This window comes from Alicyclobacillus sendaiensis NBRC 100866, assembly GCF_001552675.1.
GTDB classification, from domain to species: Bacteria; Bacillota; Bacilli; order Alicyclobacillales; family Alicyclobacillaceae; genus Alicyclobacillus; species Alicyclobacillus sendaiensis.
The window spans coordinates 17,419-30,268 of sequence record NZ_BCRQ01000032.1 but is presented as its reverse complement, the minus strand read 5'-3'; the positions used below and the strand labels follow the sequence as shown (position 1 = coordinate 30,268).

The following is a 12,850-nucleotide window of genomic DNA, read 5'->3' as shown; positions in this document are numbered from 1 at the left end:
CGATGTTTCGGCCGCTCTTGCGGCGTGCGGCGGCGCGCTACGCGCGGGTCACGGGGTACGACGAAGCGTATCAGGAGGCGTGTGCTGCGTTTCTGCACGCCATCGCCACGCACGATCCGTCCGCGGCTCCGTTTCCCGCATACGCCGCACGACGAGTGTATGGCGACACGCGTACCGCCATGCGAAGGATATGGTCGGTTCAGGATCGGACTGCATTTCAGAGGAACTCGGAAGAGGGAAGGAACGACGATTGGGACGAGGAATTTGAGCGTGGGGATCCTCACCGCTCCCGCTCGCCAGGCATTGAACCGTTCCACAGCGTCGACCAGCGCCTGACGCTCCTGCGGCTGGCGCGAGAAGCGAAGCTGTCGCCTCGCGAGGGCGCTTGGTTGGAACTGGAACTCGAAGGGCTGGACACGGACGAGATCGCGGAGCGGCTCGGCGTCAGTCCCGCCACCATCCGCACGTGGCGCATGCGCGCCCTCCGCAAGCTGCGCCAGCGAGCCCTGGAAGCAGGCCTGTCCCGAAGCGACCTGTGAGCTTGGCAGCGAGCGAGGCCTCGTCAGGCCTCGCTCTCCGCGATGGCGAACAGGATGGTGGCTTCCGCCACCAGCTTGCCATCCACGTGCGCCTTCCCCGTTCCGCGGCCCATCCGCCCCTTCATCCGGTCGATCACGACTTCCATGTCGAGCCGGTCGCCGGGTCTCACCTCGCCGCGGAAGCGAGCGCCGTCGACGCCCGCGAGGAGCGGGCGCTTGCCGCGGTAGGCCGGATCGGACAAAATCGCGACGCCGCCGAGTTGCGCCATTGCCTCGATGATGAGAACGCCCGGCATGATGGGATACGAGGGAAAGTGGCCCTGGAAGTGCGGCTCATTCGCGGTCACGAGCTTGTAGCCCACCGCGCGGCCGCCGCTCACCTCCGTGACGCGATCGACCAAGAGAAACGGGTAGCGGTGAGGAAGGATCTCGCGAATTTCGTCGATGCCGAGGGGAAGGTTCCAATCCATTCAACGACCTCCATCGATTTGAGCGCCTCAGTACACGCGGCGCCGCACGGGAATGATTTTCATGCTGCGCACGTAGATCACGGTCGTGACGTACGACAGGCCCACGGTGAGCCAGAGCACCATTTCGCCCGCCGTCGGCGTGGGCCACGCGAGGATGCAGAACGAGATGCCGATGTAGTAGAAGCATGTGGTGATCTTGCCCCACCAGTTCGCCTTGGGCACCGCGCGTTTGCCTTGGAAGTAAAAGAACGCCGCGCCGGCAATCATCGCAAGGTCTCGGAACACGAGCAGCGCAGCGACGACCCAGGGAAGCCGCCCGGAGGTGAGCAGGGTGAACAGGACGGACACCATCATCAGCTTGTCCGCCAAAGGGTCGAGCAGCTGACCGGTGTACGTTTCCAGTTTGTACGTGCGGGCCAGATAACCATCCAGGACGTCGGTCAGACCTGCGAACAACAACACGGATAAGGCCAGAATCTTATGCGGACTTTCCACGCCATAAAACGCCCACAGGTAGCACGGGATCAAAAGCAGACGCAGAAGCGTCAACAGATTGGGCAGGTTCACGGAATCGCCTCCTCAACCGCCCGACGTCCGGATGGTATCCGCCAGCCCCAGCAGTTGGTTGGCCATCGAGATGGCCTGCGCATTTTCCTCGTAAAAATCCTGGGCTGCGACGAGCTGGGCCATGGCGGTGGTCTCGTTCGCGTTGGACGCATTCACCGCCCCTTGGATCACGGACGAATTTCGGGCGAAAACCGCCACGCCGCCCGAAGCCAACCGGTAGAGGCCATCACCCTCGGGGATGAGGTGGCTCGACGGCTCTCCGATTTCCACGAGCGCGAGCTTTGCGGTGCGCCCTCGCCCAAATTGGACGGTGCCGTCCGGCGCCACGGTCATGGACGGCGCATCCGCCGGCTTGACGATGGGCTGGCCTGACGTGGACAAGACGGGATCGCCCGTTTGTGTGGCGAGCACAAACGTTCCGTCGGCGCGCCGGCTCCAGATGAAATTGCCGGCACGGGTGTACATGCGGCCCGAGGGCGTCTCAACGACGAAGAATCCGGGTCCCTCGATGGCGAGATGCGTGGGGATGCCCGTGCGCACGACAGCGGCCTGGCTGAAGTCGCGCTCTTCGCCCGTGCGCGCGACGCCCGTGCCCCCGCGCCACCCGGGAGGCGTCACGCGGTCCGCCGCGGACGGATCCGTCGCGTTGCCGTACACCTGCATCGTGAGCAGATCCGCGAACGTCCCTTCTTCAGCCGCGTACCCTGGCGTCTCAAGGTTGGCGAGGTTATCCGCGATTTGATCGATCCAAGCGTTGGCCGCTTGGATGCCCGAAAGCCCGTTCCACATCATCTGCCCCATGTGCCCGCCTCCCTCATCAGCCGCCCTGAACTTTGCCGATATCGGTGGCCGCGATGTTCAGCACGGAATCAACCGATTGCGCGACGCGCTGGTTCGCCTCGTACGCGTTCAGCGCCTGCATCATCTGCGCCATGGTGGCCGCCACATCCACATTCGAACCTTCGAGCGCGCCGAAGACCATCTTCGCGGTGCTTGCGCCGAGGAGCGGCTCGACTGCCGCCGCCTGATACGAGCCGCCGACCATGTATTCGCCTTCGCCGAGCGGCTGAAGTTGGGTCACATCCGCATCAACCAGGCCCATCCGGCCGCCCGGCACCAGCTGGCCCTGCGCGTTGTAGACGCGAAAGGACGGCTGTCCATTGGCATCATACACCGGCGTACCGTTCTGCGAAAAGATTTGCGTGCCATGATAGAGTGGGTTGACCACGATGCGCCCGCCCACCAACAGCCGGCCGGCGGGATCGAGCGGCGCGATGGCGTGCCCCGCCGCGTCGACCACGACGTTCTCCGCGTTCAACTGCAGCGCACCATCCCGGGTCACGGCGAGCCCCGATTGGCCGCTTGCATCCGTGTAGTTCACGGGCAAAAACGCGTGGTAGCCCATGTCTTCCGCGCTTCCGACGCGAATGGCGTAGGGGTCGTCCGTCTCGCTGCCGGGCGTGTAGACCACCTGGCCCGACGCGTTCTCGAACACGTAAGACGGGCGCCCGGCCGCGTCATAGGCGGGCATCCCACCTTCGCCGAGCAGTTCCGAACCTTGGTACGCCGGATTGCGGGCGGCAAAAAGCCCCTGGACCGGCTGTCCATCTGGCCCATAGACGGCAAGCGGCGCGCCGCCGGCGGTAAGCCTCCCGCCCACGCCCACCGTCACGGGACCTGCCACGGGTTTTGCCCCCTGCGGCGCGAGCACATAGGCCACCTCGCCCGACGTGACCGCGTCCACGATGGCGAGATCGAGGGGCCGCCCGGTCGTCTGGAGCCCGCCTTCGGAGAACGAGGGAACGCCCTCCTGAAAATCGACGCCGCCGCCCATCTCGCCAATGCCGATCCCGTCCGCCCCGTCGCCGTACGAATACCGTTCCATGGCGAACACGGGGTCCTCAATGAGCTCGCCGATGGACGCCTTGAAGCCCGGCGTGTCCTGATTGGCCAGGTTGTTCGACAGAAGTTGCTCAAGCCGATCTTCCGCCGCCATCCCTGAGGCGGCTGCGGTAAGCCCTTGGATCATGGCCGCACCCCTCCATCACCGACGCGCGCGCCGCCGGCCGCGATCGCGATACTTGTTCCACTCGGGGCTCTCCAGGACGCGGCCTGTTCCAATCACGACGCAGTGCATGGGGTTCTCCGCGATGTGCACAGGGATCTCCAGCTCCGACTGCATCAGCTTGTCCAGGCCATCGACCAGAGCCCCGCCGCCCGTCAGCACGACGCCCTTATCAAAGATGTCCGCGGCGAGTTCTGGCGGCGTCTGCTCAAGCACCGACTTCGTCGCTTGCACAATCGCGTACACCGGTTCCTGCAAGGCCTCGCGGAGCTCCTCCGAATGGACCGTGACCGTCTTCGGCAAGCCGGTCACCATGTCGCGCCCGCGCACATCCGTGCTCTTTTGGCGTCCACCAGGAAACACGGTGGCCAGTTCCTTCTTCAGCTCCTCCGCCGTCCGCTCGCCGATCATCAAGTTGTACTCTCGGCGAATGTACTTCACGATGGCTTCGTCGAGCTTGTCCCCCGCGATTCTGAGCGACGTCGACGTGACCACGTCGCCCAGCGACAGCACCGCGATGTCCGTCGTGCCGCCGCCGATGTCCACCACCATGGAACCACTCGGCTCGAAGATGTTGAGTCCAGCGCCGATGGCGGCGGCCTTCGGCTCCTCAATCAAGTCCACCTGCTTAATGCCGACCGCTTCCGCCGCTTCTCGGACCGCCTTCTGCTCGACGGAGGTGATGCCCGCGGGGACGCAGATCATCACACGCGGGCGCCCGAAGAAACGTTTGCCGACGGTCTTGTTGAGAAAGTGACGGAGCATGATCTCCGTCACTTCGAAATCGGCGATCACGCCCTCTCGAAGCGGACGAATGGCCACAATGTTCCCCGGCGTTCGCCCCAACATGCGGCGAGCTTCTTCGCCAACCGCGACAACCTGCTTCGTCACCTGATCTATTGCAACGACCGATGGTTCGTCGAGTACAATCCCTTGGCCTTTGACGTGCACCAACACATTGGCGGTGCCCAAATCCACACCAACGTCCCTTGAAAACATGTGCGGCGAGTCCTCCTGCGTGTAGAGCGTACGAGATTGGGGAAGGTCGTGCGTCTGCTCGCATGAATGGAGTGGGGATGCAAGGATGTAGTTCTACAGTCCGCTCGAAACTCCTTTGCGCCGCTCGACTCTTTTCGGTTTCGCGGCCGACCCAGCCCGTTCATCGTCTCCCTTATGATACTTCATTTTGGTCGCTTCGCCACCGCGCAAGTGCCGGATCGCTTTGTGGTATTCCAAAATTTCCTTGACCTTGCTGGCCAACTCCGGATTGATCTCCGGAAGGCGTTCGGTCAAATCCTTGTGCACCGTGCTCTTCGAGACGCCGAATTCCCGCGCGATGGTGCGAACCGTGTTGCGCGTTTCGACAATGTACTCCCCAATCTTAAGAGTACGCTCCTTGATGTAGTCATGCACTCCCCTCGCCTCCCCGTGGCAGGTCAGTTGGTCTGGTTTATGTATATGAGGGGGTGTACACCGTATGCCGCGCCAGGCCTGGCCATTTCGAATCTTCCGGTCAGTTTCGACATGGTTCGATGGCGTGGGGAAAGGAGGGGAATGGCGGTCTTTTTCCGGGAAATACGTCGAACGGGATCGATGGACACACGAAAAGCGCCCGCGCGATGGCGGGCGCACGGTCGACCCGTTCATTGCTTCGGGAGAAGCGACTCGGGGTCGACGGGTTGGCCGTTTTGATTGACTTGGAAATACAGATGGTTGCCTTGGCTCTGCTCAAACAAGTTGGTCGACGTCGTACCGATGGGATCGCCGGCGGAGATGGTCTGGCCCGGTTTCACATCCACGGAGCCGAGCGACTGATACGTTTCGGTGTAACCGTCGGGCGAGTTGACGACCACCTCATAGCCGTAGAGCGGCTGATTCGTCACGCTCTCCACGGTCCCCCGCTGGGCAGCCACCACCGTGAACTGCCTGCCGCCGGCGGCGCGAATATCAATTCCCTTGTGCGGATAGAACGTGTTGTCGTATTCGACCACCGCCGCCGCCTGCTGCTTCAGCGACCCATGCACGGGGAAAAACCCCATGGTCACCGTGGCGTCCGTGCCCTGCGCATACGGCCAAACCCAGGGCTCAAGCCCACTCGACGTGGTACCGGTCTGCGACGTCTGGTTGGTTTCCGTCGGCGTCACCGACGTCGGCGTGCTGCTCGTCTCGATTCGCGCATAGATGACGCCGATCACGACCGCGGCCGCGCCCAGGTACATCGCCGGGTAGACCCACCGCTTCGACAGCCACTTGCGCACAGGGCTGCGATTTTGCGCTTGTGGCGTCTCGGATTTTGGATCAAGCTGTTGCTTTTCATCCATGTGGCGCTCACCTCAGTAGTGAGTCTCGCCACGAGGATGGCCGTCTATACGTGTCGCCCTCAAATTTTGGGTAGAGTTAGTTACCGGATATTCCCACACTTTGGACGAACGGCTGCATGTCTTCCAACCGAGTGCCGGGATAAAAATGCGCCAGGATCGCCGCGAACGACATGCCGCGCTCCGCGAGCACGTCCGCCTCGTGCAAACTCATGCCGAGATCGGAACCCCTTCCGTAGCAGGAGAAGGTGAGCCGATCTCCGCGCGCCACCCAGGTGAAGTCGTCCGACGCGAGCCCCAGGTCAGCCGCGAACGCGGGGCCGCTCCAGACAGCGCCTCCCGCCTTCACGGCCTGCACAAAGCCGTCGCTCGACCGGATGGCGCGAAGGCCGCTGAATCCGCTCAGATGGGCGGACAGCGCCTGGTTCAGAGCGCCTAACGTGTAGGTGATGGTCGACACGCGCGCCGGGCTCGTGGCATCGTCCGGACAAGGCGTGCTTCTCAGATACGGCACAGGCGAGCCCAGGGCGATCTCGGCAGAGCGCGTCCGCCCGGTGGAGATCTGACAGAGAAAGGCGAGAATCGGCTGGCCGCCGTACGTCAAGATCTTCCCGTCCGTCGCTTCAATGGCTGCCTGCGCGCGGGCGATGAACGCAAGCGCGGATTGTGAGCCGATGGAAAGCTCGAGTTCGTGCTCGGTCTCCATGGCCAGGTCAAGCGATGGGTTGTCCGTCAGAGCCGCGTGCTCGCGCCGAGCTTGAACAGAGGGATGCAGCATCGCGCGCACGGCGTACGTGCGCACGGCGATACTCGCGGCTTCGAGGCTCGCCATCGGGGCGTTTGGGTCGCAGTTGGCCAACAACACATCGAGCACATAGGTGTTGAGGGGCATCGGGCGTACATCGCCGGTTTGTCCATCGAAGACGCGCACCTGGATTCGCGCGTCGCGTTGCGCAATCCACGCGGAGACGTCGGGCATCGGCGTGCGCTGAAGAGCCCTGGCAATTCCCACGGGGAGGAGGACAATCGCGGCAAAGGCAAGGGCGAGTCGCACGCCGAACTGGAGGATCCCGCGCAAAGCGTGTGGCTGGGACATGGCTCTCATCCTCTCGATCCCGTCTCGAGGGCGCGCCGCGCGTCGAACGCCAGCGAGGACAACCCGTTCACTGGAGCGTATGCGACGCGCCGCGGTGATATGTCCCGTGTCCTCGGAAGTTTAGGCGCAATGAGGAGGTGGAGAACCGGCTTTCCCAAACATGAAGCCGCAGAACCTGTCCATTCGGTTCTGCGGCTTCTCGGCTTGCGCGAACGGCGCAATGCCTGTGTATCAGCCGACGGATTTCACGATGGCTATCTCGGGGTCGCCTTCGATCCGCTCGAGGCGCGCGCCGAGTTGCCTGAATTTGCCCACGAGATCGTCATAACCGCGATCGATATGATGCAGTCCGTAGACTTCGGTCTGCCCCTCGGCGAGAAGGCCCGCGATCACGAGCGCCGCGCCCGCGCGGAGGTCCGTCGCCGTGACGCGGGCGCCGGTCAGGCGGGGTACGCCCTCGATGACGGCCGTTCGCCCCTCAATGTGGATGTTCGCTCCCATCCGCTGCAGTTCGGCCACATGCATGAATCGGTTCTCGAACACGGTTTCGGTCACCGTGCTCGTTCCCTGCGCCACCGTGAGGGCGGCGACCATCTGCGCCTGGAGATCCGTTGGGAACGACGGGTAATAGTGCGTTTTAACATCGAGCGGCTTCATGCGCCCGCCCTGGCAGGGCCACACCTTGATGCCCTCCACGTGATCTTCGATGACGGCCCCGGCCTCCTCGAGCTTCGCGATGAGCGACATCAGGTGATGGGACAGCGCGTTTTCGACGTAGACGCCTCGCCCGATGAGCGCGGCCGCAATCAGAAAGGTGCCAGCCTCAATGCGATCCGGGATCACGGCGTGCGTAGCGCCCCGCAGGCGATTCACACCTTCGATGCGAATCACATCCGTGCCCGCACCGCGCACCCGAGCGCCCATGGCGTTGAGATAGTTCGCGAGGTCCACGTTCTCCGGCTCTTTGGCCGCGTTCTCGATGATGGTCTGCCCTTTGGCCAGGACCGCGGCCATCATGATGTTCTGCGTCGCGCCGACACTTGGCACGTCCAGATAGATGCGGGCCCCGTGCAGACCGCCTCGCGGCGCGCGAAAATGGACATAGCCATTTTCCACAACGGCGGTCGCCCCGAGCGCTTCGAGCCCCTTGATGTGGAGATCCACGGGCCTCGGCCCGATATTGCAACCTCCGGGCAAAGCCACCATCGCCTCGCCGAAACGCGCGAGAAGAGGTCCCGCAACGACAAAGGAAGCGCGCATCTTGCGCACCAGTTCCGCGGGCGGACACACGCTTAACAGGCGCCGCGCGTCGACGCGGATGGTGCTTCCGTTCCACTCCAGTTTCGCACCGAGCGCCGAAACCGTGTCCGCCATGACGCGCACGTCGAGGAGATGCGGGACCTCTTCGATTTGACTGACACCCTCTTCCGCCAGGAGACTGGCGGCAAGGATAGGCAACACCGCATTTTTCGCTCCGCTGACGCGAACGGTCCCCTCCAGGGGATATCCACCCTCAATGACGATTCGTCCCATTCCGCTACCTCCGCACGGCTTTCCTGAGCCTCGCGAAGCGGCGGCGCGGATGCGTCCTCAATAGGTCGCGATCACAAGAGGAGAGCCCACGTACACGTCGGTCCCATGTCGGAACGAGTCATCGTGCACGGCCACCTGAACGTTCACGCGCCGATGGTCTCCCGCCAGCACGTACACCGGTGCGCGGGCGCTGTACCCAGACAGGCTCGTCTCGAGTGGCGTGCGAATGCCCTCAACCGCCACAGCGCCCACCGCTCTCAAGGCCGCGATCGCCATTCCGTCCGCTTCCGCCTCGCTGACTTCGCTCGGTTTGAAACCAGCTATGTATGCGCTCATCTGCGGCGTGCCGTTGACGGACGCCACCGTGCGCTCCACCTGGTCATATTGCGATGAAAATTGGCCTTCCGTCAAGTTAGAACTCGATGCCGTCACGGTCATCACGGTCTCCGGTTGGCCGTCTCCTGCGCCGCCTGGCGCTCCGGGAAAACTCGTCAACACCACTTCGGCGCGCGCGCCGCTGGGCCAGGTGCCGACCGCTCGCCAATACGTCTCATTCACGAGTTGGGTGGCCTGCGTTTGGACGTCGGAAAGGCCCAACTCCTGCACAAGCTGGGCGCCAAGCGCCGCGAGCTGCGTCTCGTTGAGAAACGAGACGTTCAACTGCGTCCAATCGTGGATGAGATACGCGCTTGGCGTGGCGCCTGTCGCGCGAAGGGCGCTCATCAGAAACTGGTACTGCGCGCTGCCGTCGGACGACGCCGAGCTCTGGGTGTTGGCACTCGCCGTGCCGGGCGGGTGCGCGATGACGGCTCCGAGCCCTATCCACAGCGCCATCCACAGGGCGCGCTTCCAACCTTTTTTCCCGCGGCGGCGTACGAGACGAGCCCGCCGAATTACGCTGGCGTGTGGCATGGCGGATACCTCCATCCGATCCTGGAAATCAGGTCATCAACCGTTTCACCTGATTCCAGTCTCGCCGGATCCCGCCGAAGCTATACCCAGCGCGCAGAGGTCTCATAGATTTCGTAGAGCAAGGCGCTCAGAACGACCTCAAAGCGCACCGTTCAACAACTGCATGGCACCGAGAAGAATGAGACCGACGATGACGGAAAGCACGCCTCCAGCGAGCGCGAGGAAGAACCGCAACAGCTGGGCCTGCCCTCCGAACGGGTGGTGCGTGAACTTGTCCCATTTGAGCGCGCCGAGCGCCCACCAGCTCGCCACGACACCCAGGAAGAAAACCAAGAGCAGGACCATTCCGTCTGCCCCCACGGTTGCACTGACCCGATACGTAAGCGGCACCCGGTCACCCCCACTCGCCGATGGCCGTCTGGGCACTGAAACGGCGCTGGCCGCCTCTCAACCTGTCGTGAGGAGACGGCCAGCTGCCTAAGACCATCATACCACGGAATTACGCGCTCGGCGCACTTGCGTGCAGAAATCCATTCAGGCGCTTGTGCTCCTCCACCGCCTGCAGCCGCAGTTCGGCGCGCGTGAGCGCCTGCCGCGCGCGCTCCGCTTCCTCTTCATCCGCCGCGGCCTGCAACTGCTTCTCGGCGCGGTCCTTGGCGCGCAGGGCGCGATCGACGTCAATTTCTTCCGGAAGCTCGGCGGTATCCGCGAGAATGGTGATCTTCTCCGGCAGCACTTCGACAAACCCGCCGGACACCGGCACCACGTCCTGGCGATCGTCCGCGAGCCGAATGCGCACGAGGCACGGCTTCACCGCCGTCGCGAGCGGCATGTGCCGCGGCAAGATGCCGATCTCGCCATCGCCGCCTCGCAGAATGACCATCCGAACGTCCATCGACAGCACGATCCGCTCCGGCGTGACAATTTCGAGCGGCACGGTCAACATCTGCGCTCACCTCACTTCCGGATGGGATCAGGCGTAGCCGTCCTTGCGCGCCTTCTCGATCACGTCTTCAATCGCGCCGCAATAGCGGAAGTACGTCTCCGGAATGTCGTCGTGTTTCCCCTCGAGAATTTCCTTGAACGACCGCACGGTGTCCTTGACCGGCACGTACTTGCCCGGCGTCCCGGTGAACACCTCGGCCACGAAGAAGGGCTGCGACAGGAAGTTTTGGATCTTGCGCGCGCGTGCGACGATGAGGCGGTCCTCGTCCGTCAGCTCATCCATGCCGAGGATGGCGATGATGTCCTGCAGCTCGCGATACCGCTGCAACACCGCCTGGACGCCGCGCGCCACCTGATAGTGCTCCTCGCCCACGATGTCAGGCTGGAGCGCCCGCGAGGTCGAAGCGAGCGGATCCACGGCCGGGTACAGGCCCATGTCGGCGATCCGGCGCTCCAACACGGTGGTCGCGTCGAGGTGGGTGAACGTGTTGGCCGGGGCCGGATCGGTATAGTCGTCCGCCGGCACGTACACGGCCTGAATGGACGTGATGGAGCCGCGCACCGTCGAGGCAATGCGCTCCTGGAGCTGGCCCATCTCGGTGGCCAACGTGGGCTGATAACCCACGGCCGACGGCATACGGCCGAGAAGCGCAGACACCTCGGAACCTGCCTGCGTGAAGCGGAAGATGTTGTCGATGAAGAACAGCACGTCGCGCTGCTCGACATCGCGGAAGTACTCGGCGAGCGTCAAGCCGGAAAGCGCCACGCGAAGGCGTGCGCCAGGCGGCTCGTTCATCTGGCCGAAGACCATGCATGTCTTGTCGAGGACGCCCGACTCCTTCATTTCATGGTAGAGGTCGTTTCCCTCGCGGGTACGCTCGCCAACACCGGCGAACACCGAGTAACCGCCGTGCTCCTTCGCGATGTTGTGAATGAGTTCCTGAATGAGCACCGTTTTGCCGACGCCCGCGCCGCCGAACAGGCCGACCTTGCCGCCCTTCACGTACGGGGCGAGCAGGTCCACGACCTTGATGCCGGTTTCGAAGATCTCCGTCTTCGTCGTCAGATCTCCGAACGCGGGGGCGGGACGATGGATGGGCCAGCGCTCTGCGGCATCGACGGGGCCCTTCTCGTCAATGGTCTCGCCGAGCACGTTGAAGATCCGCCCCAGGGTGCCCGGGCCTACCGGCATTGAGATAGGCTGCCCCGTATCGACGACCTCGACGCCACGGACGAGCCCGTCCGTCGACGACATCGCAATGGTTCGAACGACGTTGTCTCCGAGGTGGAGCGCCACCTCGAGCGTCAGATGCACGGGCAGTTCGCCCTCGTAGTCGATGCGGAGGGCGTTGTTGATTGCCGGCAGTTGTCCCTCCGGAAAGCGGACATCGACCACCGGGCCCATGACCTGCACTACATACCCTTTGTTCACGAATGTCCCTCCTTGCGGCCGTTTCCTTCGTTATTTCAACGCTTCCGCGCCACCGACAATTTCCGCGATCTGCGTCGTGATGGCCGCTTGGCGCGCCCGGTTCAACGACAGCGTCAGTTTTTCGATCAGCTCGAGCGCGTTGTCGGTCGCGTTCCCCATCGCGTTCATGCGCGCAGCATGTTCGGAAGCCTTCGCGTCCAACACGGCCTGATACACCAGCGTCTCAGCATACCGCGGAAGGAGAGCCGCGAGCACCGACTCCTCGTCGGGCTCGAACAAATAGTTGCGCCGTGGGCCTTGCGCGTTCTCGCCCAGTGAGGCGAGGGGCAGCACTTTATGCACAACTGGGCGCTGAACCGCCGCGTTGATGAACTCGTTGTAGATGAAATATAGCTCGTCGAACTCCTCGCGCTCGTAAGCCGCGATGATGTTTTCCGCCAAGTGGCGCACCGAATCATACGTGGGTGTGTCGGGGAGATCCACGACCTCAGCCGCAATCGGCAGCCCGCGGCGCTGGAAGAAGTTCCGCCCCCGCTTACCGACGGAGTAGATGGCATACGATCCCTTGTCTCGCTTGCCAAACTCCTGCATGGCGGCGCGCACCACCTGCGCGTTGTACGGCCCTGCGAGGCCGCGATCGGCCGTGATGACAAGGTAGCCGATGCGCCGCACGGGCCGGACTGCGAGCAGAGGATGCTTGACGTGTCGCGCCGAGAGCGACAGGTTGGCCAGCATCTCCTGCATCTTGGAGAGGTACGGCTTCGATTGCTGCACCGCATCCTGTACCCGGCGCAGCTTGGCGGCCGCGACCATCTCCATGGCCTTCGTGATCTGCGCGGTATTCCTCACGCTTTTGATGCGCCGCCGGATGTCGCGCATGCTGTTTTGCGCCATCGCCCGTTCTCACCACCGGTTTGGGCCGAAGCCCCGATTCATGCGGCACGGCCCGCAAAGGGCCGTGCCTCAGCCGTTC

Annotated in this window: 15 protein-coding genes; 1 reads left to right on the top strand and 14 read right to left on the bottom strand. The window is 63.6% G+C overall.

Translation table 11 applies throughout. The features are described 5' to 3' along the window. Window positions 1–539, top strand: a 539-nt coding sequence (locus AS26_RS08030; protein WP_062308190.1) for a sigma-70 family RNA polymerase sigma factor, incomplete at its 5' end; no start/stop codon positions are given. A gap of 23 nt (window positions 540–562) precedes the next feature. Here the strand turns inward: AS26_RS08030 and fabZ are convergent. From fabZ to atpG, 14 genes are all read right to left on the bottom strand, one after another. Beyond that, window positions 563–1,009, bottom strand: coding sequence for a 3-hydroxyacyl-ACP dehydratase FabZ (gene fabZ / locus AS26_RS08025; RefSeq protein ID WP_062308187.1), 447 nt, complete (start codon window positions 1,007–1,009; stop codon window positions 563–565). 27 nt (window positions 1,010–1,036) lie between these two features. Then, complete coding sequence (gene pgsA, locus AS26_RS08020) at window positions 1,037–1,576, bottom strand: CDP-diacylglycerol--glycerol-3-phosphate 3-phosphatidyltransferase (protein ID WP_062308185.1); 540 nt, start codon at window positions 1,574–1,576, stop codon at window positions 1,037–1,039. A gap of 12 nt (window positions 1,577–1,588) precedes the next feature. Continuing rightward, window positions 1,589–2,377 (bottom strand): flagellar hook-basal body protein, encoded by a 789-nt coding sequence (locus AS26_RS08015; protein ID WP_062308182.1) that lies wholly within the window; start codon window positions 2,375–2,377, stop codon window positions 1,589–1,591. A gap of 16 nt (window positions 2,378–2,393) precedes the next feature. Next, entirely contained in the window at window positions 2,394–3,605 is a 1,212-nt protein-coding gene (locus AS26_RS08010) for a flagellar basal body rod C-terminal domain-containing protein (RefSeq protein WP_062308180.1), read from the bottom strand. A 15-nt stretch (window positions 3,606–3,620) separates the two neighbouring features. Further along, entirely contained in the window at window positions 3,621–4,640 is a 1,020-nt protein-coding gene (locus AS26_RS08005; protein WP_062308178.1) for a rod shape-determining protein, read from the bottom strand. Window positions 4,641–4,733: 93 nt separating this feature from the next. Beyond that, window positions 4,734–5,054 (bottom strand): sporulation transcriptional regulator SpoIIID, encoded by a 321-nt coding sequence (spoIIID, locus tag AS26_RS08000; protein WP_062308175.1) that lies wholly within the window; start codon window positions 5,052–5,054, stop codon window positions 4,734–4,736. Window positions 5,055–5,284: 230 nt separating this feature from the next. Then, window positions 5,285–5,962, bottom strand: a complete 678-nt coding sequence (locus AS26_RS07995) for a M23 family metallopeptidase (protein ID WP_062308173.1) — start codon at window positions 5,960–5,962, stop codon at window positions 5,285–5,287. A gap of 76 nt (window positions 5,963–6,038) precedes the next feature. Further along, complete coding sequence (locus AS26_RS07990; RefSeq protein ID WP_062308170.1) at window positions 6,039–7,055, bottom strand: SpoIID/LytB domain-containing protein; 1,017 nt, start codon at window positions 7,053–7,055, stop codon at window positions 6,039–6,041. A gap of 231 nt (window positions 7,056–7,286) precedes the next feature. After that, complete coding sequence (gene murA, locus AS26_RS07985; RefSeq protein ID WP_062308168.1) at window positions 7,287–8,588, bottom strand: UDP-N-acetylglucosamine 1-carboxyvinyltransferase; 1,302 nt, start codon at window positions 8,586–8,588, stop codon at window positions 7,287–7,289. A 57-nt stretch (window positions 8,589–8,645) separates the two neighbouring features. Next, the gene (locus tag AS26_RS07980) at window positions 8,646–9,500 is read right to left on the bottom strand and encodes a YwmB family TATA-box binding protein (protein WP_062308165.1); all 855 of its coding nucleotides are present in this window, start codon (window positions 9,498–9,500) and stop codon (window positions 8,646–8,648) included. Window positions 9,501–9,638: 138 nt separating this feature from the next. Further along, on the bottom strand, window positions 9,639–9,890 hold the full coding sequence (locus AS26_RS07975; RefSeq protein WP_062308161.1) for a DUF1146 domain-containing protein: 252 nt from the start codon (window positions 9,888–9,890) through the stop codon (window positions 9,639–9,641). A gap of 109 nt (window positions 9,891–9,999) precedes the next feature. Next, window positions 10,000–10,446, bottom strand: a complete 447-nt coding sequence (gene atpC, locus AS26_RS07970) for an ATP synthase F1 subunit epsilon (RefSeq protein ID WP_062308159.1) — start codon at window positions 10,444–10,446, stop codon at window positions 10,000–10,002. A 27-nt stretch (window positions 10,447–10,473) separates the two neighbouring features. Then, a complete protein-coding gene (gene atpD / locus AS26_RS07965) occupies window positions 10,474–11,877 on the bottom strand; it encodes a F0F1 ATP synthase subunit beta (RefSeq protein WP_062308156.1) in 1,404 nt (467 codons plus the stop codon). Between the two features lie 30 nt (window positions 11,878–11,907). Beyond that, the gene (atpG, locus tag AS26_RS07960; RefSeq protein ID WP_062308154.1) at window positions 11,908–12,771 is read right to left on the bottom strand and encodes an ATP synthase F1 subunit gamma; all 864 of its coding nucleotides are present in this window, start codon (window positions 12,769–12,771) and stop codon (window positions 11,908–11,910) included. Window positions 12,772–12,850 lie beyond the last annotated feature (79 nt).